The sequence below is a fragment of the Pseudomonas sp. WS 5532 genome (assembly GCF_012985445.1).
GTDB lineage: Bacteria > Pseudomonadota > Gammaproteobacteria > Pseudomonadales > Pseudomonadaceae > Aquipseudomonas > Aquipseudomonas edaphica.
Genome location: NZ_JAAQWK010000024.1, coordinates 1 through 25143 on the forward strand (window position 1 = coordinate 1; position 25143 = coordinate 25143).

Here is a 25143-nt window from a genome sequence, read left to right on the forward strand (position 1 = left end):
GTGACCACCTGTTTCGGAACAGGCGGAGAATCGGTCACGTTGCTACCGAAATGAGCGGTCACGCGTTAGCGAAATGAGCGGTCACGATCAACCGAAACGGCCGGTCACGGTGTTCCGAAATCCGCACCGATCAATATCGGACTGCGTCTTGAAGCTACGACCACGCAAGCCAACCTCCCATGCCTTCTGCGGCCTCCACATATCCTCAAAAATGGAATGTGCACAAAAAGTCCTAGGAAAATATCAGCGCTGTGAATAAGTCTAAGTCCTGTAACAGACTACGCCTCTAGCAAGATCACAACCCAAAATCGGACATACGGTGGAGGACATAAAAAAGAAAAAGCCCCTGAAATCAGGGGCTTTAGGCATTGTGTCAAAATATCTTGTCTGGTGTCAGAATATTTTGTCTAGTGTCAAAATATTTTGTCAAAAACCAGCCCCTTCCGATACGCCAGCAGCGCTTACTCCACCGTCACCGACTTCGCCAGGTTACGCGGCTGGTCAACGTCAGTGCCCTTGAGCACAGCAACGTAATACGACAGCAGCTGCAACGGGATGGTGTAGAGGATCGGCGACAGGGTGTCGTGGATGTGCGGCATGTTGATCACGTGGGTGCCTTCGCCATTGGTCATGCCAGCCTTTTCGTCGGCAAACACGATCAACTGACCGCCACGCGCGCGTACTTCCTGCAGGTTGGATTTGAGCTTTTCCAGCAGTTCGTTGTTCGGCGCGACGGTGACCACCGGCATGTCGTCATCCACCAGGGCCAATGGGCCGTGTTTGAGTTCGCCGGCCGGGTAGGCTTCGGCGTGGATGTACGAGATTTCCTTGAGCTTGAGCGAGCCTTCCATCGCTACCGGGTATTGCGCGCCACGGCCGAGGAACAGGGTGTGGTTTTTGTCGGCGAACAGTTCGGCGACTTTTTCCACGGTGCTGTCCATGGCCAGGGCTTCGCCCAGACGGGCCGGCAGGCGGCGCAGTTCTTCAACCAATGTGGCTTCGACGCCTTCGGCGAGGGTGCCGCGCACCTGGCCCAGGGACAGGGTCAGCAGCAACAGGCCAACGAGTTGGGTGGTAAAGGCTTTGGTGGACGCCACGCCGATTTCGCGACCGGCCTGGGTCAACAGGGTCAGGTCGGACTCGCGCACCAGCGAGCTGATGCTGACGTTGCAGATTGCCAGGCTGCCAAGGAAGCCGAGTTCTTTGGCATTACGCAGCGCGGCCAGGGTGTCAGCCGTTTCGCCGGACTGGGAGATGGTCACGAACAGGGTGTCGGGCTGCACCACCACCTTGCGGTAGCGGAACTCGCTGGCGACTTCGACCTGGCACGGGATGCCGGCCAGTTCTTCGAGCCAGTAACGGGCAACCATACCGGCGTGGTAGCTGGTGCCGCAGGCGACGATCTGCACATTGCGCACTTTGGCGAACAGCTCGGCGGCTTGTGGGCCGAAGGCGTTGACCAGCACTTGGTTCTGGCTCAGGCGGCCTTCCAGGGTGCGTTGCACCACAGACGGTTGCTCGTGGATTTCCTTGAGCATGAAGTGGCGGAATTCGCCTTTATCAGCGGCCTCGGCACCGTCGCGGTATTGCACAGCTTCGCGCTCGACCGGCACGCCGTTGACGTCCCAGATCTGCACACTTTCACGGCGAATATCGGCGATATCACCTTCTTCCAGGTACATGAAGCGGTCAGTCACTTGGCGCAGGGCCAGTTGGTCGGAGGCAAGGAAGTTTTCGCCCAGGCCCAGGCCAATCACCAACGGGCTGCCACTGCGCGCAGCCACCACGCGGTCGGGTTGGCTGGCGCAGACCACGGCCAGGCCGTAGGCGCCGTGCAGTTCCTTGACGGTGGCTTTGAGCGCGACAGTCAGGTCGCCGAGGTCCTTGAGCTTGTGGTTGAGCAGATGGGCGATGACTTCGGTGTCGGTGTCCGAGGTGAACTCGTAGCCCAGGCCCTTGAGCTGTTCGCGCAGCACTTCGTGGTTTTCGATAATGCCGTTGTGCACCACGGCCAGGTCGCCGGAGAAATGCGGGTGAGCGTTACGTTCGCACGGTGCACCGTGGGTGGCCCAACGGGTGTGGGCGATACCCAGACGACCCACCAGCGGCTCGCCGAGCAAAGCTTGTTCCAGCTCGCTGACTTTGCCTGGGCGGCGCATGCGCTCGAGCTTGCCGGCGTTGGTAAATACGGCTACACCGGCGCTGTCATAGCCGCGGTATTCCAGACGTTTGAGGCCTTCAAGCAGGATGGCGGTGACGTTGCGTTCAGCGACTGCGCCTACAATTCCACACATGGTGTATCTCCTAGATGATTGCCGCGCATATCAGCGTAATGCCGCGGGCTTGGATCTGGTCGCGGGCCTCAAGCGGCAGGCGATCATCGGTAATAAGGGTATGGACGCTGCTCCAGGGCAGCTCCAGGTTGGGGATCTTGCGGCCGATCTTGTCGGATTCGACCATCACCACCACTTCACGGGCGACGTCGGCCATTACACGGCTCAGGCCCAGCAGTTCGTTGAAGGTGGTGGTGCCACGTTCCAGATCGATGCCGTCGGCGCCGATAAACAACTGATCAAAATCATAGGAACGCAGCACTTGTTCGGCGACCTGGCCCTGGAATGAATCCGAATGCGGGTCCCAGGTGCCGCCGGTCATCAATAACACCGGCTCATGTTCCAGCTCGCTCAGCGCGCGGGCCACGTGCAGGGAGTTGGTCATCACCACCAGGCCCGGCTGGTGGCCGAGCTCCGGGATCATGGCGGCGGTGGTGCTGCCGCTGTCGATGATGATGCGCGCGTGTTCACGCAAGCGCATGACGGCCGCCCGGGCGATGGCGCGCTTGTACGCCGAGATGGGCTGGGCGGCATCACCGACCAGCTCTTGGGGCATGGTGATCGCGCCACCGTAGCGGCGCAGCAGCAGGCCATTGCTTTCGAGGGCGGCGAGGTCCTTGCGGATGGTCACTTCCGACGTTTCGAAACGTTTGGCCAATTCGTCCACGCTGACTTCGCCCTGTTCATTGAGCAGGGTCAGAATGTTGTGGCGTCGTTGGGGTGTATTTCGTTTCGACATGGTAGTTATAAGTTTCGTTTCGAAAGATAGCGAAGACAATCAAAACCTATTGGCGAAAGATCGTCAAGCGGCAAGCTGTAATTTTTACGCTGATTTTTACTAACACCACTCAACCAATGTGGGAGCTGCCTTGCCTGCGATGGCGGAGTGTCAGGCAACATTCATCGTGAATGCCAGACCGCTATCGCAGGCAAGCCAGCTCCCACAGGAGATAGCATTAGCTGGTGAGGTTGTGGATAACTCAGGTCTTTTTGATTTTGACCGGGCGTTTCCAGCCGTCGATGTTGCGCTGGCGGGCGCGGGCAACAGCCAGTTGGGACTTATCCACATCCTGGTTGATGGTCGAACCTGCCGCAGTGTTTGAACCATCCCCAATGGTGACCGGCGCAATCAGCGAGTTGTTGGAGCCGATAAATACATCCTCACCAATGGTGGTCTGGTACTTGTTGGCGCCATCGTAGTTGCAGGTGATCGCACCGGCGCCGATGTTGCTGCGCGCGCCGATCACCGCATCGCCGAGGTAGGCCAAGTGACCGGCCTTGGCGTCGTCGCCCATTTTCGCGTTCTTGAGTTCAACGAAGTTGCCGACGTGCGCACGGGCACCCAGCACACTGCCCGGACGAAGGCGCGCAAACGGACCGGCATCACTACCCTCGCCCATCACTGCACCCTCAAGATGGCTGTTGGCCTTGACCACCACGCCTTTGCGCAAGGTGCTGTCCTTGATTACGCAGTTAGGGCCAATTACCACGTTATCTTCGATGATCACACGACCCTCGAGGATTACGTTGATGTCGATCAGCACGTCGCGGCCCACGCTGACTTCACCGCGCACGTCGAAACGCGCCGGATCACGCAGGGTTACGCCCTGGGCCATCAGGCGGCGACCTTCACGCAGTTGGTAGTGGCGCTCAAGCTCGGCAAGCTGCTTGCGGTCGTTGGCGCCCTGCACTTCCATCGGGTCATGGGGCTGCTCGGTGGCAACCAGCAGGCCGTCACTGACGGCCATCTCAATGACGTCGGTGAGGTAGTACTCGCCCTGGGCATTGTTGTTGGACAAGCGGCTCATCCAGTCCGCCAGCATGTTGGCCGGCACGGCGAGAATGCCGGTGTTGCCTTCAGTTATCGCGCGTTGGGCTTCGCTGGCGTCTTTGTGCTCGACGATGGCCGCAACCTTGCCGCTCGCATCGCGCACGATGCGGCCGTAGCCGGTTGGGTCATCCAGCTCAACGGTGAGCAGGCCCACCTGGCCAGGTACCACTTGCTTGAGCAGGCGTTGCAGGGTTTCGACTTCGATCAGCGGTACGTCGCCGTAGAGGATCAGTACGGTGTCGCCGCTGATGAACGGTACGGCCTGCGCAGTCGCGTGGCCGGTGCCCAGTTGTTTGTCCTGCAACACGAAATTCAGGTCATCCGCGGCCAGGCGTTCACGCACCACGTCGGCGCCGTGGCCGATCACCACGTGAATACGCTGGGGGTCCAGTTGCCGGGCGCTATGGATAACATGACCGAGCATGGAATTGCCTGCGACCGGATGCAGAACCTTGGGCAGAGCCGAACGCATGCGGGTGCCCTGGCCTGCGGCGAGAATGACGATTTCAAGAGACATGAATGGCTACCAATCCTGGGCGGTCCGACTTCAGACCAGAGAAGTGTTTTGCTGAAAAAGAAAAAGGGTAGCCGAGGCTACCCTTTTTAATCAATCGCGCTAGAAGTATTGCGGCTAGGCCGCTTACTTCTTGCGGATCTGCTGGAGCGTGCGCAGCTGGGCTGCAGCCTCGGCCAGACGTACAGCAGCAGCGCTGTAGTCGAAGTCCGCACCCTTTTCGTTCAGGGCCTTCTCGGCAGCCTTGACGGCTTCCTGAGCGGAGGCTTCATCCAGGTCGCCAGCACGTTGCACGGTGTCGGCAAGTACCTTGACCATGTTCGGCTGAACCTCGAGGAAACCGCCGGAGATGTAAAACACCTCACGTTCCCCGCCTTGCTTGGTCAGAGTGATCGGACCTGGCTTCAAGCTGGTGATCAACGGTGCGTGACCCATGGCGATACCAAGATCACCCAGATCGCCGTGTGCAATCACCATTTCTACCAGACCGGAGAAGATTTCCCCTTCCGCGCTGACGATATCGCAATGGACTGTCATAGCCATCTGATTGCCTCAACCTGATGAGCGCCCGTTTCCGGGCGCCGAGATTACAGTTTCTTGGCTTTCTCGATCGCTTCTTCGATGCCGCCGACCATGTAGAACGCTTGTTCTGGCAGGTGGTCGTAGTCACCGTTGAGGATGCCTTTGAAGCCAGCAATGGTGTCTTTCAGGGAAACGTATTTACCCGAAGCACCGGTGAAGACTTCAGCCACGAAGAACGGCTGCGACAAGAAACGCTGGATCTTACGAGCACGGTTTACCAACTGCTTGTCGGCTTCCGACAGCTCGTCCATACCCAGGATCGCAATGATGTCCTTCAGTTCTTTGTAACGCTGCAGCACGTACTGAACGCCGCGAGCGGTGTCGTAGTGCTCCTGGCCGATCACGTTCGGGTCCAGCTGGCGCGAAGTCGAGTCGAGTGGATCGACCGCTGGGTAGATACCCAGGGAAGCGATGTCACGGGACAGAACGACGGTGGCGTCCAAGTGGGCGAAGGTGGTCGCAGGCGACGGGTCAGTCAAGTCATCCGCAGGTACGTATACCGCTTGGATCGAGGTGATCGAACCTTCTTTGGTCGAAGTGATACGTTCTTGCAGAACGCCCATCTCTTCGGCCAGGGTCGGCTGGTAACCTACTGCGGAAGGCATACGGCCCAGCAGTGCGGATACTTCAGTACCGGCCAAGGTGTAACGGTAGATGTTGTCGACGAACAGCAGAACGTCGTTACCTTCGTCACGGAACTTCTCGGCCATGGTCAGGCCAGTCAGTGCTACGCGCAGACGGTTACCCGGCGGCTCGTTCATCTGACCGTAAACCAGTGCCACTTTGTCCAGAACGTTGGAGTCCTTCATCTCGTGGTAGAAGTCGTTACCCTCACGAGTACGCTCACCCACACCGGCGAACACGGAATAACCGCTGTGCTCGATGGCGATGTTACGGATCAGTTCCATCATGTTTACGGTTTTGCCTACACCGGCACCACCGAACAGACCGACTTTACCGCCTTTGGCGAACGGGCAAACCAGGTCGATAACCTTGATACCGGTTTCGAGCAGATCGTTGCCGCCAGCTTGTTCGGCGAACGAAGGTGCTGGACGGTGAATGCCCCAGCGCTCTTCGGTGTCGATCGGGCCAGCTTCGTCAATCGGGTTGCCCAGTACGTCCATGATCCGGCCCAGGGTCGCTTTACCGACCGGTACGGAGATGGCAGCGCCAGTGTCGACAACGTCCAGACCGCGCTTCAAGCCTTCGGTGGAACCCATCGCAATGGTACGAACCACGCCGTCGCCCAGCTGCTGCTGAACTTCCAGAGTGGTTTCCGCGCCTTGTACTTTCAGCGCGTTGTAGATGCTCGGTACGCTGTCGCGTGGGAATTCCACGTCGATAACGGCGCCGATGATTTGAACGATACGTCCGCTACTCATAGCTGGATCCTCTGAATATTTGAACCGTTAAACCGCGGCAGCGCCGCCGACGATTTCCGAGATCTCTTGGGTGATCGCAGCCTGACGCGCCTTGTTGTAGATCAGCTGCAAATCGCTGATCAGATCACCGGCGTTATCGGTAGCGTTTTTCATCGCGATCATCCGCGCCGCTTGTTCAGCTGCGTTGTTCTCGACCACCGCCTGGTACACCTGCGACTCCACGTAGCGCACCATCAAGCCGTCAAGCAGCTCTTTGGCGTCTGGTTCGTAGAGGTAGTCCCAGTGGTGCTTGAGTTCCTGATCCGGAGTCGCCACCAGTGGAATCAATTGCTCCACGGTTGGCTGCTGGGTCATGGTGTTGATGAACTTGTTGGATACCACGGACAGGCGGTCAATCCGGCCTTCCAGGTACGCATCCAGCATCACCTTCACACTGCCGATCAAATCATTGATCGACGGCTCTTCACCCAGGTGGCTGATAGCTGCAACGACGTTACCGCCGAAGTTGCGGAAAAAGGCCGCACCCTTGCTACCAACTACACACAGATCGATCTCGACGCCCTTTTCGCGGTTTACCGCCATGTCCTTGACCAGGGCCTTGAACAGGTTGGTATTCAGACCACCGCACAAACCACGGTCACTGCTCACTACTACATAACCCACACGCTTAACTTCGCGGTCGATCATGAACGGGTGGCGGTATTCCGGGTTGGCGTTAGCCAAATGCCCAATTACCTGGCGGATACGCTCCGCATAAGGACGGCTAGCAGCCATGCGCATTTGTGCCTTGCGCATTTTGCTGACCGCCACTTTTTCCATGGCGCTGGTAATCTTTTGCGTGCTTTTGATGCTCGCAATCTTACTGCGAATCTCTTTTGCGCCTGCCATGTAACACCTATCAGGTTAGCAAGCGGGAGCCTTGCGGCTCCCGCTGCGGCTTACCAGGTTTGGGTGGCCTTGAACTTCTCGATACCGGCTTTCATGCCAGCGTCGATTTCGTCATTGAAGTCACCCTTCACGTTGATCTTGGCCAACAAGTCGGCGTGATCGCGGTTGAAGTAAGCAATCAGCGCTTGTTCAAAGCTGCCGACCTTGGTGATTTCGACGTCAGTCAGGAACCCACGCTCAGCGGCATACAGCGACAACGCCATGTCAGCGATCGACATTGGGGCGTATTGCTTCTGCTTCATCAGCTCGGTAACGCGCTGACCATGCTCAAGTTGCTTACGGGTCGCTTCGTCCAGGTCAGAAGCGAACTGGGCGAATGCCGCCAGTTCACGGTACTGAGCCAGAGCGGTACGGATACCACCGGAGAGCTTCTTGATGATCTTGGTCTGAGCGGCACCACCCACACGGGATACCGAAACACCGGCGTTCACAGCAGGACGGATCCCGGAGTTGAACATGGCCGATTCCAGGAAGATCTGACCGTCGGTGATGGAAATCACGTTGGTCGGAACGAACGCGGAAACGTCGCCAGCCTGGGTTTCGATGATCGGCAGTGCGGTCAGGGAACCGGTTTTGCCGGTCACTGCGCCGTTGGTGAACTTCTCTACGTATTCTTCCGAAACGCGGGATGCGCGCTCCAGCAGACGGGAGTGGAGATAGAACACGTCGCCTGGGTAAGCTTCACGGCCTGGTGGACGGCGCAGCAGCAGGGAAATCTGGCGGTAAGCCACTGCTTGCTTGGACAGATCGTCATAAACGATCAGCGCGTCTTCACCGCGGTCGCGGAAGAATTCACCCATGGTGCAACCGGAGTACGGTGCCAGGAATTGCAGCGCAGGAGATTCCGAAGCACTGGCAGCCACGATGATCGTGTTGGCCAGGGCGCCGTTTTCTTCCAGCTTGCGAACCACGTTGGCGATGGTCGATTGCTTCTGACCAATGGCTACGTAGACGCAGAAAATGCCGCTGTCTTTCTGGTTGATGATCGCGTCGATCGCAAGAGCGGTTTTACCGATCTGACGGTCACCGATGATCAGCTCACGCTGGCCACGGCCGACTGGGATCATGGCATCGACAGCCTTGTAGCCAGTCTGTACAGGCTGGTCTACCGACTTACGCCAGATCACGCCTGGAGCAACTTTCTCGACCGCGTCGGTCTCGGTGTTGCCCAGTGGACCTTTACCGTCAACAGGGTTACCCAGTGCGTCGACTACGCGACCCAGCAGTTCCTTACCAACCGGAACTTCCAGGATGCGGCCTGTGCACTTGGCGCTCATGCCTTCAGCCAGACTGGTGTACGCGCCCAATACAACGGCACCTACGGAGTCTTGCTCCAGGTTGAGGGCCATACCGTAGACGCCGCCCGGAAACTCGATCATCTCGCCGTACATGACGTCGGCCAGACCGTGAATCCGCACGATGCCGTCAGATACGCTGACGACAGTGCCTTCGTTACGGGCTTGGGAGGTCACATCGAGCTTGTCGATGCGGCCCTTGATAATTTCACTTATTTCGGAAGGATTGAGTTGCTGCATTGCTCTGCTGCCCCTTCAAACTCAAGATTTCAATGCTTCGGCAAGTTTCGCGATTTTGCCGCGAATCGAGCCATCGATAACCAGGTCGCCGGCACGGATAACAACACCACCAATCAGGGATGCGTCCTCCGAAGCTTGCAGGCGCACTTCCCGATTGAGTCGTGCACTGAGAACCTTGGCGAGTTTGTCTTGCTGTTCTTGGTTCAATGCAAAAGCACTGGTCACTTCAACGTCTACCGATTTCTCTTCTTCGGCCTTGTACAGGTCGAACAGAGCGGCGATCTCCGGCAAAAGCGGGAGACGGTCGTTTTCGGCAACGACGTGGATGAAGTTCTGTACCTTCACATCAAACTTGTCGCCGCACACTTCAATAAAAGTGGCGGCCTTGTCTGCGCTCGTCAGTCGCGGGGCCTTGAGCACGCGCTGCATGGTGTCGTCTTGCGACACTGCTGCAGCCAGGCCGAGCATGGCTGACCAAGAGGCCAGCTGCTGGTGGGCCTGGGCGTGCTCGAAGGCTGCCTTAGCGTAAGGTCGGGCCAACGTGGTCAATTCTGCCATGATCGCCCTCGCTTAGATTTCAGCAGCCAGTTTGTTAACCAGCTCCGCGTGCGCGTTTTGATCGATTGTGGCACCCAGGATCTTCTCAGCACCGCCGACGGCCAGAGCACCCAGTTGGGCACGCAGCGCATCTTTGACACTGTTCAATTCCTGCTCGATCTCGGCCTGAGCCTGAACCTTCACACGGTCAGCGTCGATACGGGCTTTTTCAACAGCCTCTTCAACAATCTGATTACCGCGTTTCTTGGCTTGCTCAATGATTTCAGCTGCCTGTGCCTTAGCATCGCGCAGTTGATGGCCCGCTTTCTCTTGGGCCAACTCCAGGTCGCGAGCTGCACGGGTGGCAGCGTCCAGTCCATCCGCGATCTTCTTCTGACGTTCGTGCAAAGCTGCGATGACCGGAGGCCATACGAACTTCATGCAGAAAACGACAAAAATCAAGAACGCTAAGGACTGACCAATAATGGTTGCATTAATGTTCACGCCAATACCTCGCTCGTTCGTTGCACAACACACCAATCACTCGAAAAAACGAGTGATTAACCGGCGAGTTGACCAACGAAGGGGTTCGCGAAGGTGAAGAACAGAGCGATACCAACACCGATCATGGTCACGGCGTCGAGCAGACCGGCAACGATGAACATTTTAACCTGCAGCATTGGGACCATTTCTGGCTGACGCGCTGCGCCTTCCAGGAACTTGCCGCCCAGCAGGCCGAAACCAATGGCAGTACCCAGGGCGCCCAGGCCGATCAACAGTGCAACAGCGATAGCGGTTAGACCAACTACAGTTTCCATCTTTCCTCCCGACTTTTACGTCGTATGGTTTAGGTTTTTTAGATTTTAAAGCGGTAAAACAAATCGTTTCATAGCCCTGGTGGGCCACCTTCCCGTTTCACCGGGAAGGACATCAGACTAGTCGAGACCGGTCTTAATGGTTCTCTTCGTGCGCCATCGACAGGTAGACGATGGTCAGCATCATGAAGATGAAGGCCTGCAGGGTGATGATCAGGATGTGGAACACAGCCCACGCCCACTGCAGAACAATGCCCAGGCCGCTAAGCCAGAGCAGACCACTGCCGAACATCACAGCGATCAGAATGAACACCAGCTCGCCGGCATACATGTTGCCGAACAGTCGCAGAGCCAGGGAGATAGGCTTGGCGATCAGGGTGACGAATTCCAGCAGGAAGTTCACCGGGATCAGCAGGGCTTGAACGAAAATGTTCTTGCTGCCGAACGGGTGCAGGGTCAGTTCGCCGATGAAGCCGCCGATGCCCTTGATCTTGATGCTGTAGAAAATGATCAACGCGAATACCGACAAGGCCATGCCCAGGGTAGCGTTAGGGTCAGTGGTCGATACGGCACGGAATGGAATATGCGGATCGCCGCTGATCGCCATGGCGAGCTGAGGAATCCAGTCAACCGGGATCAGGTCGACGGCGTTCATCAGGAACACCCAGACGAAGATGGTCAGTGCCAGCGGTGCAATCACCGGGCTACGGCCATGGAAGCTGTCTTTCACGCTGCCATCGACGAATTCGACCAATACTTCAACGAAGTTCTGCAACGCACCTGGCTGACCGGAAGTCGCCTTTTTTGCCGCCATGCGGAAAATCAGAACGAAGATCAGACCCAATGCGACCGACCAGCCCAGAGTATCCAGGTGGAAAGCCCAGAAACCCATTTCTTTGGCTTCTGCTGCGGTGTGGGCGAAGCCCCAGCCGCCGTTGGGAAGCTGACCGAAGGTCAGGTTCTGCAAGTGGTGCTGGATATAGCCCGAAGCGGTTGTTTCTGCCATGGTTGCCTCAAACGCCCTAAGGTTTCGAAAGTCTTGTTTTCATTAGCAGGGGAGCGAACCAGCTGACCAGTTGGGTCAACACGAAGACGCCGAATACAGCCAGCGGCGCCAATGGCTTCACACCTGCAAAGGTCAGTGCAAACAGCACTGCCGTCAAAATCAGTTTCCCCGCCTCGCCGGCATAAAATGACCGGACGATAGCCTGGGCTGCTCGGGCGCCGGAAAACCGAAAGGCCCTGTGAGCAAAATACATATTGGGCAGCAAGGCTATCAGGCCTCCGCAGAGTCCTGAATATCCGGCTACGACTCCATGCCAGTACCAAAGCGCCAACGCGGCGATCAGTAGAATGACAAATTGAGCCAATAAAACCGGGAAAACGGCCAAGCGATGGAACGGCAACGTGTTTGGCGTGCGGGTTTCCATCACTTTTGCTCCTCAATGGTCGGCTGCCGAGAATCAATAACTTGGCATAATTTGTGCCGACAAAATGCGCGCAGAGTATAGGGGCGGTTCAGCCCCTATTCAACTGTCGGGTAGTGTTTTCCGATCGCGCGCTACATAAGCAAATGTTTCAGCGGATGTGGGCAAGGACGCCCTGAAGCTCGTCAAGCGAGTTATATCCGATAACCAATTGCCCTTTGCCCTTCTTGCCGTGGCGAATTTGTACCGCAGAGCCCAGCCGCTCGGCCAGGCGCTGCTCGAGGCGTGCGATATCCGGATCAGGTTTGGCGGTTTCGACCGGTGCAGGTTTGCCGCTCAGCCACTGGCGAACCAGCGCCTCAGTCTGACGCACCGTGAGCCCTCGTGCGACAACGTGTCGCGCCCCTTCAACCTGTTGATTTTCCGGCAAACCGAGCAAAGCACGGGCATGACCCATTTCCAGGTCGCCGTGGGACAACATGGTCTTGATGACTTCCGGCAACGCGATCAGACGCAGCAAGTTGGACACCGTGACGCGGGATTTACCCACCGCGTCGGCCACTTGTTGCTGGGTCAGCTGGAATTCCTGCTGCAAACGCTGCAACGCGATCGCTTCTTCAACCGGGTTGAGGTCTTCACGCTGGATGTTTTCGATCAACGCCATGGCGATGGCGGTTTCATCCGGTACATCGCGCACCATCGCCGGGATAGTTTCCTTTCCGGCCTGCTGGCTTGCGCGCCAGCGGCGTTCGCCGGCGATGATTTCAAACCGACCGCCGCCGATCGGGCGCACCACAATCGGCTGCATCACGCCCTGGGCCTTGATCGAGTTGGCCAGTTCTTCCAGCGCCTGAGGGTCCATATCGCGGCGTGGCTGGTATTTGCCGCGCTGGATCAAGTCCAGCGGCAAATGTTGCAGCTCGCGCTCGTCGGCCTGTACCGCTTGTTCTTCAAGCGAAGTGACAGTCGGACCACTCAACAGTGCATCCAGTCCACGTCCGAGACCTCGTTTCTTGACGGCCATGGGGATTCCTTAAGTTGGCTGGGCTGCAGCGGTGCGTGAATTGCGGCGTTGACGGCGAACCATCTCGCCGGCCAGTGCCAGGTAGGCAATGGCGCCACGCGATGATTTGTCGTACGCCAGCGCGGGCATGCCGTAGCTTGGCGCTTCGGCCAGGCGGATGTTGCGTGGGATCACGGTGTCGTACAACTGATCACCAAAGTGTTCCTTGAGCTGTGCCGACACATCGTTCATCAGGCTCAGGCGCGGATCGAACATCGTACGCAGCAGACCCTCGATCTGCAGGTTCGGGTTCAGCAGCTCAGCGATTCGCTTGATGTTATCCACAAGGTCGCTCAAGCCTTCCAGTGCGTAATACTCGCACTGCATGGGGATAATCACCCCATCGGCGGCAACCAATGCGTTGAGCGTGAGCATCGACAGCGACGGTGGGCAGTCGATCAAAATGTAATCGTAATTCTCGCGGATCGGCGCCAAGGCGCTGCGCAGACGGCTTTCTTTCATCTGCATTTCGAGCAGCACCACTTCCGCCGCGGTCAAATCGCGGTTGGCCGGCAGCAGTTGATAACCACCGTGCTCGGAGTAGTGCATGGCCTGGCCCAGGTCACACTCGCCGATCAGCAAGTCGTAGACCGAATTTTCCAGGCCGTGTTTATCCACACCGCTACCCATGGTGGCGTTGCCCTGTGGATCGAGATCGATCAACAGCACCCGACGCTTGGTGGCGACCAGGGATGCTGCGAGGTTGATGCAGGTGGTGGTTTTGCCCACGCCACCTTTCTGGTTCGCTATCGCGAATACCTTAGCCATTCTTGCTTGTGTTCCCAATCATGCCGTGCGGCGCAGTATCAGCAGATGGCGTTGGCCTTGGCAACCGGGTACGGCCAAGGCGTGTTCGCTATCGAGGTGGAAGTCTGTCGGCAATGCTAACAGCTCGTCGCTTGGATGAACGCCCTTCATTGCCAGCCAGCGGGTGTCGCGGTCGCCCAGGTGGCGAGTCCAATTGCTGAAGTTCTCCATGCTGCTGAATGCCCGGGAAACAATTCCATTGAAAGGCAGTTCAGGTGTGAACTCTTCGACCCGACTGTGGATAACTTGCAGGTTTTCCAGCTTGAGCTCGAGTTTTACCTGGGTCAGGAAGCGGGTTTTCTTGCCGTTGCTGTCCAGGCACGTCACTTGCGACTCGGGAAACAGGATCGCCAGCGGAATGCCTGGCATCCCACCGCCACTGCCCACGTCAAGCCAACGGCCGTTTTCGATAAACGGCATCACGCTCAAACTGTCGAGCAAATGACGCGAAACCATTTCGTCGGGGTTACGCACCGCAGTCAGGTTGTAAGCCTTGTTCCATTTGATCAACAGGGCCAGGTAACCGAGCAGTAATTCGTGCTGGGCTGCGGTCAGGTCCACGCCTAACTGGCGCGCACCTGTGGATAATTCTTCGGCGTGTTGCGAGGTGACCAACGAACTCAAGCGCTTTGCTCCAACTGACGGCCCGCGCCGCGTTTTTTCAAATGAATCATCAACAGCGAAATCGCTGCCGGAGTGACGCCGGGAATACGTGAAGCCTGACCAAGAGTCTCCGGCCGAGTTATCCCCAGCTTGCTTTGGATTTCTTTCGACAACCCCGAAATCCCGGTGTAATCGATATCCACAGGCAGCTTGGTGTCTTCACTGGCGCGCAGGCGAGCGATCTCATCCTGCTGGCGGTCAATGTAACCGGCGTATTTGGTCTTGATCTCGACCTGCTCGGCAACCTGTGGGTCTTCTGCGCCCTGGCCTGTCACTTCGACCAAGCCAGCGTAGTCGATTTCCGGACGGGACAGCAGGTTCAGCAGGTTGTATTCGTGGGTCAGCGGCGTACCGAATTTTTCCGCAATCGCATCGCCCTGCTCGGTGCCTGGGCGAACCCAGGTACTTTTCAGACGTTGCTCTTCGAGCGTGATGCTTTCGCGTTTTTTGCAGAAGGCTGCCCAGCGCGCGTCATCGACCAGGCCCAGCTCGCGACCTTTTTCGGTCAGGCGCAGGTCGGCGTTGTCTTCGCGCAGGATCAAACGGTATTCCGCCCGGGACGTGAACATCCGATACGGTTCCTGGGTGCCCAGGGTAATCAGGTCATCGACCAATACGCCGATGTACGCTTCATCGCGACGCGGGCACCAGCTGTCTTTGCCCTGCGCGCGCAGTGCTGCGTTGGTCCCGGCCAGCAAACCTTGGGCGCCGGCTTCTTCGTAACCGGTGGTGCCATTGATTTGGCCAGCGAAAAACAGACCGGCGATGACTTTGGTTTCGAGGCTGTACTTCAGATCACGCGGGTCGAAGTAGTCGTACTCGATGGCGTAGCCCGGACGCACGATGTGGGCGTTTTCCATACCGCGAATCGACTGCACGATCTGAATTTGCACGTCGAACGGCAAGGACGTGGAAATCCCGTTCGGGTACAGCTCATGGGTGGTCAAGCCTTCGGGCTCGATGAAGACCTGGTGGCTTTCCTTGTCGGCAAAGCGATGGATCTTGTCTTCGATCGAAGGGCAATAACGCGGGCCAATGCCTTCAATCACCCCGGAATACATCGGCGAACGGTCGAGGTTCGCGGCAATGATCTCGTGGGTGCGGGCGTTGGTGTGGGTAATCCAGCAGCTCACCTGTTTCGGGTGCTGCTCTTTGGAACCCATGAACGACATGACCGGGATTGGTGTATCACCGGCTTGTTCGGTCATCACCGAGAAATCCACAGAACGCCCGTCGATACGCGGCGGGGTACCTGTTTTCAAGCGACCGACTCGCAGTGGTAACTCGCGCAGGCGTTTTGCCAGGGCAATCGATGGCGGATCACCGGCGCGACCGCCGGAATAGTTCTGCATACCGATGTGGATAAGTCCGCCCAGGAATGTGCCGGTGGTCAACACCACGGATTCTGCGAAGAAACGCAGGCCCATCTGGGTGACAACGCCCTTCACCACGTCCTGTTCGACGATCAGATCATCGGCAGCCTGTTGAAATATCCACAGGTTCGGCTGGTTTTCCAGGGTTTCACGTACCGCAGCCTTGTACAGGATGCGGTCGGCCTGTGCCCGAGTAGCGCGTACGGCCGGGCCTTTGCGGCTATTGAGCACGCGAAATTGAATACCACCTTTGTCGGTAGCCATGGCCATGACACCGCCAAGGGCATCAATTTCTTTAACCAGATGGCTTTTGCCGATCCCACCGATGGCGGGGTTGCAACTCATGGCACCGAGGGTTTCCACGTTGTGCGTCAACAACAGGGTTTTAACGCCCATGCGTGCTGACGCCAGTGCTGCCTCGGTACCGGCATGACCGCCGCCGATGACGATCACTTCAAAACGGGAAGGGAAATCCACCACGCACCTCGTGCCTGCTTATGTAGGTAATCAGGAATTGTTTGTTGAAAGAGTTTTAGAGCTATGGCGGCAAGTATAGGGACTTAGCCCTTCCTAAAGAACCCTTTGCACAAAATTTAACCAGCTGTGGATGAATCACAGACAATAGAAATTAAAAAAGAAGAAATTTATAAGATCTTTGTTTTTATGTTTATTTCTACTGAGCCTACTTTCTGTGGATAGATCTCTACAAGCCTCTATTTACGTCGTGTACAGAGATTCAAAAGTCTGTGGTCATGTGCCAATGAGGCCCTTGGATAAGTGCTTTAAGCCTGTGGATTAAAGGGGTGGTTATCCACAGAGGGGGTTTTGCTCAGGTTTCAAGCCCTGTTATCAACTGGGCACAGGTGCGGTTATTCACAGGGCTTAATCCACAGAAAATGGCTTGCATGGCCAAATCTCGCCCACGCAAAAGCCACCTGCCTTTTAGGTAATGAGTCAAAAATGGGAATTGAATGCCCTGAGGCGGGCGAAACAGGCAGGCGCGAATGGCCTGCCTGTGGACAACGAAGGGTTATTTACCGATGCAGAAGCTGGAAAAGATCCTTCCGAGCAGATCATCGGAGCTAAAAGCGCCGGTAATCTCACCCAACAACTGCTGCGCCTGGCGTAAATCCTCAGCCAGCAGCTCGCCAGCCCCCGCCAAGGTCAACTGAGCCCGACCGTGCTCCAACGCCGCGCTGGCATGGCGCAGCGCTTCCAGGTGCCTGCGGCGTGCGCTGAAGCTGCTTTCGGAGGTCTGCTCATAGCCCATGCAGGCTTTGAGGTGGTCGCGCAGCAATTCCAACCCATCGCCCGCTGACTTTGCGCTCAGGCTGATGGTCACGTGGCCATCATCGCTGGTCTCCATGGCAATGGCTTCACCAGTCAAATCGGCCTTGTTGCGGATCAAGGTGACTTTGGCCGGGTCTGGCCGTTGCTCGAGAAATTCCGGCCACAGGGCAAAAGGATCCGCAGCCTCTGGCGCAGTGGCATCCACCACCAGCAATACGCGGTCCGCTTCACTGATCGCCTTGAGCGCCCGTTCCACGCCGATCTTTTCCACCTGGTCTTCGGTATCGCGCAAGCCGGCGGTGTCGACCACGTGCAGCGGCATACCATCGATGTGGATATGTTCGCGCAAGATGTCCCGGGTGGTGCCGGCAATCTCGGTGACGATCGCGGCTTCTCGGCCAGCCAGCGCATTGAGCAGGCTGGACTTGCCGGCATTGGGTCGCCCGGCAATCACTACCGTCATGCCGTCACGCAGCAAAGCACCCTGCCCGGCCTCGCGCAGTACGGTGGATAACTCGTCGCGAACTTTATCCAGCATCGCCAGGACGTGGCCATCAGCGAGGAAGTCGATTTCTTCCTCTGGGAAGTCAATCGCAGCCTCGACGTAGATGCGCAGACTGATCAACTGTTCGGTCAAGTTATGCACACGCAGGGAAAAAGCGCCCTGCAGTGAGCGCAACGCATTGCGCGCCGCCTGTGCAGAACTGGCCTCGATCAAATCCGCAATCGCCTCGGCCTGGGCCAGGTCCAGTTTGTCGTTAAGGAATGCCCGCTCGCTGAATTCGCCTGGGCGCGCCAGACGGCAGCCCAATTGCAGGCAACGCTGCAGCAACATATCCAGCACTACCGGGCCACCATGGCCCTGCAGTTCCAGCACGTCTTCGCCGGTGAACGAGTTAGGGCCGGGGAAATACAGAGCCAGCCCCTCATCCAATACCGTTTCATCAGCATCCAGGAACGGCCCGTAATGGGCATATCGGGGTTTCAACTCACGGCCGCTGATGGCCTGGGCCGCCACGCTGGCCAGCGGCCCGGAAATTCTAACGATACCAACACCGCCGCGACCTTGAGCGGTAGCGACAGCAGCGATGGTTTCACGAGGAGCGCTCATCAGCAGGTTCCAGAACAAAAGTGACAGAAAGCAAAACGCCCCACTAGGGGGCGTCTTGAGTGGTTATCCACAGAGTAAATTACGCCGCAGCTTTTTTGGTAGCCGCTTCGATTTTACGTGTGATGTACCACTGTTGAGAGATCGACAACACGTTGTTGACCACCCAGTACAGCACCAGACCGGCTGGGAACCACAGGAAGAAGAAGGTGAAGATGATTGGCATCATCTTCATGACCTTGGCCTGCATCGGGTCCGGCGGAGTCGGGTTCAGACGCTGCTGGATAAACATGGTCGCGCCCATGATGATCGGCAGAATAAAGAACGGGTCTTTAATCGACAGGTCAGTTATCCACAGAATGAACGGTGCCTGGCGCATTTCGACGCTTTCCAGGAGAACCCAGTACAGCGACAGGAATACCGGCATCTGCACCAGAATCGGCAAGCAACCACCCAGCGGGTTGATCTTCTCTTTCTTGTACAGCTCCATCATGGCCTGCGACATTTTCTGCCGGTCGTCACCATGTTGCTCTTTCAGAGCGGCCAGTTTCGGCGCAACGGCACGCATGCGCGCCATCGACTTATAGCTGGCTGCCGACAGAGGGAAGAAAATCCCTTTGATCAGCATGGTCAGGAAGATGATCGAGAAGCCCCAGTTACCCACAATGCTGTGGATATGTTGCAGCAGCCAGAAAATAGGCTGGGCAATGAACCACAGAATGCCGTAATCCACAGTCAGTTCCAGACCTGGGGACAACTCTTTGAGCACAGCCTGGCTTTTCGGGCCGGCGTACAGGGTAGTGCTGGTTTCAGCCTTGGCACCTGGAGCGACGGTCAACGCCGGGCCAGTAAAACCAATGATGTAGTTGCCTTGGCTGTCTTTGCGGGTTTGAACCAGGTTGGCTTCACCCTTGTTCGGGATCCATGCGGTCACGAAGTAGTGTTGCAACCAGGCAACCCAGCCACCTTGGACGGTTTCTTTCAGCGCGCCCTTGTCGATATCTTTCATCGACACTTTTTTGTACGGCTCGCTACTTGTCCACAGGGCGGCGCCCAGGTAAGTCGCAGTGCCGGTGGCGGTGCTGGAAGAAGGATCGGCGCTGTTGTCACGCTTGAGCTGGGCAAACAGGTTGCCCGTCCATGGCTTGGCGCTTTCGTTGTCGATCAGGTAAGTGACCTTCAAGTCGTACAAACCACGGGTGAAGCTGAAACGCTTGATGTAGTTGACGCCGTCGAGGCTGAATTTCAGGTCGACATTCAACTGGTTCTGGCCATCAGCCAGTTGATAAGTCTTCTGTTCGGTCGAATAAACCGGACGACCGGTAGCACGAGCATCAGGACCGTCAGTGCCGGTCAGGCCGCTTTGCGCCAGATAAGTACGTTCACCACCGTTATCGAACAGTTGGAACGGAACATCTGGATGGTCTTGGCGACGTGGATACAGCGGCAGTTTCAACTGCGCGATATCACCACCTTGTGGGTCGATAGCCAGGTCGAGCACATCCGTTTTCACGTGGATGAGGTCTTTATTGGTGACCACTGGCGTTTCTAGAGGGGCGCTTGTCTCGCCATTCGCGCTGGGAACATCGGCACTCGCGGACGCATTGTTACCCAGCGGGGTGTCCGGAATAGCCGGCGCAGCCTGATTGGTAGCAACATTCTGAGTCGGCAGGGCAGCCTGGCCGTAGTCCTGGTTCCACTTAAGAACCATGACGTAGGACACGATTGCCAGGGCGACGATCAGGATCGTGCGTTTAATATCCATGATTACTCGGCCATCGAAGAAGAACGGGAGGTAGGGATAGGTGGAACCGGGTCGAAACCACCGGGATTCCACGGATGACAGCGGCCTAAACGACGAAAGGCCAGCCAGCCACCGCGCAGAAGACCATGATTTTCTATGGCCTCTAACGCGTAGCAGGAACAACTGGGGTAGAAACGACAGTGGTCGGCCATCAGAGGACTAATGGCATAACGGTAAAACTGGATCGGAACGAGTGCCAGTTTACGCATTGGTGCTGTCTACCCCTACAGTTTCGGTGCTGACTGCTGGTGCTGGCTTGTTGGTACGCGCCAAACGTTTCCAGAGCTTGCCGAAATGCTGAATCAATTCGGGGTTTTCTACATCCCCCAAGCCTTTGCGCGCGACGATAACAATATCCCAACCAACCAGAGTGTCCTGGTGGAGGCGAAACGATTCGCGCATCAGACGCTTGAGGCGATTGCGCTCAACGGAGAGCTTTACGCTCTTCTTGCCGATCACCAACCCGAGACGGGGGTGATCCAGATCGTTGTTACGCGCAAGGAGCAGGAGATTTTTCCCCGGAACCTTGCCGGTGGGGGAGTCAAAGACTGCCTTGAAATGCCGGGGGGTTAGCAGACGCTTTTCCCGACTGAAGTCCTGACTCACCACCAGTACCGGATTATCAAACTGCCAGACGCGCACGACCTTTGGCGCGGCGACGCGACAGGACAGCACGGCCGTTCTTGGTAGCCATGCGAGCACGGAAGCCGTGAGTACGGGCGCGTTTGATGGTGCTTGGTTGGAAAGTACGTTTCATGGCGTTGTTACCTGGTTCGTCCACAACGGGCCGGAATGGCCCCCGTTTTAAGAGACCGGCGATTCTAGAGAAAGCAAGCCTCTAGGTCAATTTCCAACCAGCTTTTCCTTCAATTAGATCTTCTACAGGTAATCGGTCCTTTTCTGTCGGCCGGGCTTTCACGAGCAATGCCATAGATATAAAAATAAAGAAGGAAGTTATTTAAAGCTTTTCTGTAAAGCTTATAAAAGCTAGGCAGGCGATCATCTGTGGATAACTGCCTTGAGGCCATATTCCACCTGCTGTACAGAGAATGACAAGTACGGGGGAAAACGGTGCTCTGCCTGTGCTGCGCTGTCGGATAAGCTGTGGGTGGAATGGGTTGTTATCCACAGGCCAGTTACCCACAGACTTTCGACCCCACTTGTGCAACGAGCTTAGGTGCGCTTATCCACAGAGCTTATGCACAGACCATTGGTCGGCTTTTTTGCACTTAACACGTTGATTTTGGCTGCTCTGTGAGCAACCTACATGTGGATAAGTGGGCGTCTGGCCGCTACAATGGCGGCTGTTTTTGCCTCACCGGCTTTCAACTTAGGGGATATCCGTGTCAGTGGAACTTTGGCAGCAGTGCGTGGAGCTTTTGCGCGAAGAGCTGCCTGCCCAGCAATTCAACACCTGGATCCGTCCGCTACAGGTCGAAGCCGAAGGCGACGAGTTGCGTGTCTACGCGCCGAATCGTTTTGTTCTCGACTGGGTCAACGAAAAATACCTGAGCCGCGTTCTCGAATTGCTCGATGAACACGGCAACGGCATCGCGCCCGTGCTTTCCTTATTAATAGGCAGCAAACGCAGCTCTGCACCTCGCGCTGCGCCGAATGCGCCGCTGGCTGCTGCTGCGTCGCAAGCCCAAGCAGCACCGGCACCTGTTAATAACTCTCCGGCGCCCGTGGCCCAGGCGCCGTCGAAATCCTCGTCGCAGAAAAACGCGCCTATAAATGAAGAACCGTCGCGTGACAGCTTTGACCCGATGGCCGGCGCCAGCTCCCAACAAGCACCGGTTCGCGCTGAGCAGCGCACCGTGCAGGTGGAAGGCGCGCTCAAGCACACCAGTTACCTGAACCGCACCTTTACCTTTGAGAACTTCGTCGAAGGTAAATCCAACCAGTTGGCCCGCGCGGCCGCCTGGCAGGTTGCCGATAACCCCAAGCATGGTTACAACCCGCTCTTCCTTTATGGTGGCGTTGGCTTGGGTAAGACCCACTTGATGCATGCTGTGGGTAACCATCTATTAAAGAAGAACCCGAATGCCAAGGTTGTGTACCTGCACTCGGAGCGCTTCGTGGCTGACATGGTCAAGGCCTTGCAGCTCAACGCAATCAACGAATTTAAGCGTTTCTACCGTTCTGTGGACGCTTTGCTGATCGATGACATTCAATTTTTCGCTCGCAAGGAACGTTCCCAGGAAGAGTTTTTCCACACCTTCAACGCCCTTCTCGAAGGCGGCCAACAGGTCATCCTGACCAGTGACCGTTACCCGAAGGAAATCGAAGGCCTGGAAGAACGCTTGAAGTCACGCTTTGGCTGGGGCCTGACCGTTGCGGTAGAACCGCCGGAGCTGGAAACCCGTGTGGCGATCCTGATGAAAAAGGCCGACCAGGCAAAAGTCGACCTGCCCCACGATGCAGCCTTCTTTATCGCCCAACGCATTCGTTCCAACGTGCGTGAGCTGGAAGGCGCGCTCAAGCGGGTCATTGCACACTCGCACTTTATGGGCCGCGACATCACCATCGAGTTGATTCGCGAATCCCTGAAAGACCTGTTGGCTCTGCAAGACAAGCTGGTGAGTGTGGATAACATTCAGCGCACCGTGGCTGAGTACTACAAGATCAAGATTTCAGACCTGCTGTCCAAGCGCCGTTCGCGCTCGGTGGCACGTCCACGTCAGGTGGCGATGGCGCTCTCCAAAGAGCTGACCAACCACAGCCTGCCGGAAATCGGTGATGTGTTTGGCGGTCGCGACCACACCACGGTCTTGCACGCGTGCCGCAAGATCAATGAACTTAAGGAATCCGACGCGGATATTCGCGAGGACTACAAGAACCTGCTGCGTACACTGACTACCTGATGACACCAGCGCAGCTTATTAAGGCAAGGGACTAGACCATGCATTTCACCATTCAACGCGAAGCCCTGTTGAAACCCCTGCAACTGGTCGCAGGCGTCGTCGAGCGCCGACAGACCTTGCCGGTGCTTTCCAACGTATTGCTGGTGGTCGAAGGCCAGCAATTGTCCTTGACCGGTACCGATCTGGAAGTCGAACTGGTGGGTCGTGTGCAGCTGGAAGAACCGGCTGAGCCCGGCGAAATCACTGTGCCGGCACGTAAGCTGATGGACATCTGCAAGAGCCTGCCCAACGATGCGCTGATCGACATCAAGGTTGATGAGCAGAAGTTGGTGGTCAAGGCCGGTCGCAGCCGTTTCACGCTGTCGACCTTGCCAGCCAATGACTTCCCTACCGTCGAAGAAGGCCCAGGTTCGCTGACCTGCAGCCTGGACCAAAGCAAGCTGCGCCGTTTGATCGAGCGCACCAGCTTCGCCATGGCCCAGCAGGACGTGCGTTACTACCTCAACGGCATGTTGCTGGAGGTCGCTGAAGGCGTTATCCGTGCAGTGGCTACCGACGGTCACCGCCTGGCCATGTGCTCAATGCGTGCTGACATCGGCCAGCCGGACCGTCACCAGGTCATCGTGCCGCGTAAAGGTATTCTGGAACTGGCGCGTCTGCTCACCGAGCCGGATGGCAATGTCAGCATCGTCCTGGGTCAGCACCACATCCGCGCCACCACCGGCGAATTCACCTTCACGTCCAAGCTGGTTGACGGCAAATTCCCGGATTACGAGCGTGTGCTGCCAAAAGGTGGCGACAAGCTGGTAATCGGCGATCGTCAGGCGCTGCGTGAAGCGTTCAGCCGTACCGCGATTCTGTCTAACGAAAAGTACCGTGGTATTCGTCTGCAACTGGCCAACGGTCAGCTGAAGATTCAGGCCAATAACCCGGAGCAGGAAGAAGCGGAAGAAGAAGTCGGCGTTGACTACAATGGCGGCTCGCTGGAGATCGGCTTTAACGTGAGCTACCTGCTGGACGTACTGGGCGTGATGACCACCGAGCAGGTTCGCCTGATTCTGTCGGACTCCAACAGCAGTGCCCTGGTGCAAGAATCCGACAACGACGACTCGGCTTACGTTGTTATGCCGATGCGCCTGTAATCATGCTCAGCAGAAGCTAGATGTCCCTCAGTCGCGTCTCGGTCACCGCGGTGCGCAATCTGCACCCGGTGACCTTCTCCCCCTCCCCCCGCATCAATATCCTTTACGGCGCCAACGGCAGCGGCAAAACCAGCGTGCTGGAAGCCGTCCATTTGCTTGGGCTTGCCCGTTCCTTTCGTAGTGCTCGCTTGTTGCCGGTGATTCAATACGAACAACTGGCTTGCACCGTGTTTGGCCAGGTTGAACTGGCAGAAGGTGGGCACAGCGCCCTGGGGATATCTCGAGATCGCGGCGGTGATTTCCAGATTCGCATTGACGGGCAAAATGCTCGCAGTGCTGCACAGTTGGCAGAAATCCTGCCGCTGCAGCTGATCAACCCAGACAGCTTTCGCCTTTTGGAAGGTGCACCGAAAATCCGCAGGCAGTTCCTCGATTGGGGAGTGTTCCACGTGGAACCGCGCTTCATGGCCACTTGGCAGCGCCTGCAGAAGGCCCTGCGGCAGCGGAACTCATGGCTGCGGCATGGTACACTTGACGCCGCTTCGCAAGCGGCCTGGGACCGGGAACTGTGCCTGGCCAGTGACGAAATAGATGAATACCGCCGCGCCTATATCAAAGCCTTGAAACCAGTCTTTGAGCAGACCTTGAGTGAGTTGTTGGATCTCGAGGGCCTGACGCTGAGCTACTACCGTGGTTGGGATAAAGAACGTGAGCTGAGCGCAGTGCTCGCCACGTCCTTGCAGCGGGATCAGCAAATTGGCCATACCCAGGCAGGCCCACAACGTGCTGACTTGCGCCTTAGATTAGGCGCACACAATGCCGCGGATATTTTGTCCCGCGGTCAGCAAAAGTTGGTGGTGTGTGCACTGCGTATTGCCCAAGGGCATTTGGTTAGCCAAGCCCGGCGCGGTCAGTGTATTTATCTGGTGGATGACTTGCCGTCCGAACTCGACGAGCAGCACCGCCGCGCGTTATGCCGCTTGTTGGAAGACTTACGCTGCCAGGTGTTTATCACCTGTGTAGACCACGAATTATTGAGGGAAGGCTGGCAGACGGAAACGCCAGTCGCTTTGTTCCACGTGGAACAGGGCCGTATCACCCAGACCCACGACCATCGGGAGTGAA

The 25143-nt window shown here is 57.0% G+C and carries 24 protein-coding genes; 3 read left to right on the top strand and 21 right to left on the bottom strand.

The genetic code is table 11. The features are described 5' to 3' along the window. Nucleotides 1-461: 461 nt before the first annotated feature. The 21 genes from glmS to rpmH form a co-directional block, all read right to left on the bottom strand. Nucleotides 462-2294: a glutamine--fructose-6-phosphate transaminase (isomerizing) gene (glmS, locus tag HBO23_RS28555; RefSeq protein WP_099550204.1), complete on the bottom strand. Its 1833-nt coding sequence runs from the start codon at nt 2292-2294 to the stop codon at nt 462-464. Between the two features lie 10 nt (nt 2295-2304). Next, nucleotides 2305-3072 carry a DeoR family transcriptional regulator gene (locus HBO23_RS28560; RefSeq protein WP_099550203.1) on the bottom strand — a complete coding sequence of 256 codons (768 nt, stop codon included), beginning with the start codon at nt 3070-3072 and terminating at the stop codon, nt 2305-2307. 241 nt (nt 3073-3313) lie between these two features. Continuing rightward, nucleotides 3314-4681, bottom strand: a complete 1368-nt coding sequence (gene glmU, locus HBO23_RS28565) for a bifunctional UDP-N-acetylglucosamine diphosphorylase/glucosamine-1-phosphate N-acetyltransferase GlmU (RefSeq protein WP_170040598.1) — start codon at nt 4679-4681, stop codon at nt 3314-3316. 123 nt (nt 4682-4804) lie between these two features. Then, complete coding sequence (locus HBO23_RS28570; protein WP_017135117.1) at nt 4805-5221, bottom strand: F0F1 ATP synthase subunit epsilon; 417 nt, start codon at nt 5219-5221, stop codon at nt 4805-4807. Between the two features lie 44 nt (nt 5222-5265). Continuing rightward, entirely contained in the window at nt 5266-6642 is a 1377-nt protein-coding gene (gene atpD / locus HBO23_RS28575) for a F0F1 ATP synthase subunit beta (RefSeq protein ID WP_017135118.1), read from the bottom strand. A 27-nt stretch (nt 6643-6669) separates the two neighbouring features. Beyond that, nucleotides 6670-7530: a F0F1 ATP synthase subunit gamma gene (gene atpG / locus HBO23_RS28580; RefSeq protein ID WP_010207685.1), complete on the bottom strand. Its 861-nt coding sequence runs from the start codon at nt 7528-7530 to the stop codon at nt 6670-6672. A gap of 50 nt (nt 7531-7580) precedes the next feature. Next, on the bottom strand, nt 7581-9125 hold the full coding sequence (atpA, locus tag HBO23_RS28585; RefSeq protein WP_017135120.1) for a F0F1 ATP synthase subunit alpha: 1545 nt from the start codon (nt 9123-9125) through the stop codon (nt 7581-7583). Nucleotides 9126-9146: 21 nt separating this feature from the next. After that, a complete protein-coding gene (locus tag HBO23_RS28590; protein WP_017135121.1) occupies nt 9147-9683 on the bottom strand; it encodes a F0F1 ATP synthase subunit delta in 537 nt (178 codons plus the stop codon). A 12-nt stretch (nt 9684-9695) separates the two neighbouring features. Beyond that, nucleotides 9696-10166: a F0F1 ATP synthase subunit B gene (locus HBO23_RS28595; RefSeq protein ID WP_017135122.1), complete on the bottom strand. Its 471-nt coding sequence runs from the start codon at nt 10164-10166 to the stop codon at nt 9696-9698. Between the two features lie 56 nt (nt 10167-10222). Beyond that, the gene (gene atpE / locus HBO23_RS28600) at nt 10223-10480 is read right to left on the bottom strand and encodes a F0F1 ATP synthase subunit C (RefSeq protein WP_002555987.1); all 258 of its coding nucleotides are present in this window, start codon (nt 10478-10480) and stop codon (nt 10223-10225) included. A 133-nt stretch (nt 10481-10613) separates the two neighbouring features. After that, nucleotides 10614-11483 carry a F0F1 ATP synthase subunit A gene (atpB, locus tag HBO23_RS28605; protein WP_017135123.1) on the bottom strand — a complete coding sequence of 290 codons (870 nt, stop codon included), beginning with the start codon at nt 11481-11483 and terminating at the stop codon, nt 10614-10616. A 16-nt stretch (nt 11484-11499) separates the two neighbouring features. Continuing rightward, on the bottom strand, nt 11500-11907 hold the full coding sequence (locus tag HBO23_RS28610; RefSeq protein WP_010565865.1) for a F0F1 ATP synthase subunit I: 408 nt from the start codon (nt 11905-11907) through the stop codon (nt 11500-11502). A gap of 148 nt (nt 11908-12055) precedes the next feature. Beyond that, complete coding sequence (locus tag HBO23_RS28615; protein WP_017135124.1) at nt 12056-12928, bottom strand: ParB/RepB/Spo0J family partition protein; 873 nt, start codon at nt 12926-12928, stop codon at nt 12056-12058. Between the two features lie 9 nt (nt 12929-12937). Next, nucleotides 12938-13735: a ParA family protein gene (locus HBO23_RS28620; protein WP_092488138.1), complete on the bottom strand. Its 798-nt coding sequence runs from the start codon at nt 13733-13735 to the stop codon at nt 12938-12940. Nucleotides 13736-13753: 18 nt separating this feature from the next. Beyond that, nucleotides 13754-14398, bottom strand: coding sequence for a 16S rRNA (guanine(527)-N(7))-methyltransferase RsmG (rsmG, locus tag HBO23_RS28625; protein WP_017135125.1), 645 nt, complete (start codon nt 14396-14398; stop codon nt 13754-13756). Next, nucleotides 14395-16287: a tRNA uridine-5-carboxymethylaminomethyl(34) synthesis enzyme MnmG gene (gene mnmG / locus HBO23_RS28630; RefSeq protein WP_099550201.1), complete on the bottom strand. Its 1893-nt coding sequence runs from the start codon at nt 16285-16287 to the stop codon at nt 14395-14397. Before mnmG ends, rsmG begins: the two co-directional genes overlap by 4 nt. Nucleotides 16288-16840: 553 nt before the next feature. After that, nucleotides 16841-18211 carry a tRNA uridine-5-carboxymethylaminomethyl(34) synthesis GTPase MnmE gene (gene mnmE / locus HBO23_RS28635; protein WP_099550200.1) on the bottom strand — a complete coding sequence of 457 codons (1371 nt, stop codon included), beginning with the start codon at nt 18209-18211 and terminating at the stop codon, nt 16841-16843. Nucleotides 18212-18290: 79 nt separating this feature from the next. Next, nucleotides 18291-19973: a membrane protein insertase YidC gene (gene yidC / locus HBO23_RS28640; protein ID WP_017135128.1), complete on the bottom strand. Its 1683-nt coding sequence runs from the start codon at nt 19971-19973 to the stop codon at nt 18291-18293. 2 nt (nt 19974-19975) lie between these two features. Beyond that, complete coding sequence (gene yidD / locus HBO23_RS28645; protein WP_073636650.1) at nt 19976-20221, bottom strand: membrane protein insertion efficiency factor YidD; 246 nt, start codon at nt 20219-20221, stop codon at nt 19976-19978. After that, complete coding sequence (gene rnpA, locus HBO23_RS28650) at nt 20214-20618, bottom strand: ribonuclease P protein component (protein WP_026013533.1); 405 nt, start codon at nt 20616-20618, stop codon at nt 20214-20216. Before rnpA ends, yidD begins: the two co-directional genes overlap by 8 nt. A 16-nt stretch (nt 20619-20634) precedes the next feature. Then, nucleotides 20635-20769, bottom strand: coding sequence for a 50S ribosomal protein L34 (rpmH, locus tag HBO23_RS28655; RefSeq protein ID WP_003213577.1), 135 nt, complete (start codon nt 20767-20769; stop codon nt 20635-20637). A 586-nt stretch (nt 20770-21355) separates the two neighbouring features. On the opposite strand from rpmH, the gene dnaA reads away from it, so the two are divergent. The 3 genes from dnaA to recF are packed head-to-tail and all read left to right on the top strand — an operon-like array spanning nt 21356 to nt 25142. After that, a complete protein-coding gene (gene dnaA, locus HBO23_RS28660) occupies nt 21356-22876 on the top strand; it encodes a chromosomal replication initiator protein DnaA (RefSeq protein WP_017135130.1) in 1521 nt (506 codons plus the stop codon). A 38-nt stretch (nt 22877-22914) separates the two neighbouring features. Next, nucleotides 22915-24018, top strand: a complete 1104-nt coding sequence (gene dnaN / locus HBO23_RS28665) for a DNA polymerase III subunit beta (RefSeq protein WP_017135131.1) — start codon at nt 22915-22917, stop codon at nt 24016-24018. 20 nt (nt 24019-24038) lie between these two features. Beyond that, a complete protein-coding gene (recF, locus tag HBO23_RS28670; protein ID WP_099488159.1) occupies nt 24039-25142 on the top strand; it encodes a DNA replication/repair protein RecF in 1104 nt (367 codons plus the stop codon). Nucleotide 25143 lies beyond the last annotated feature (1 nt).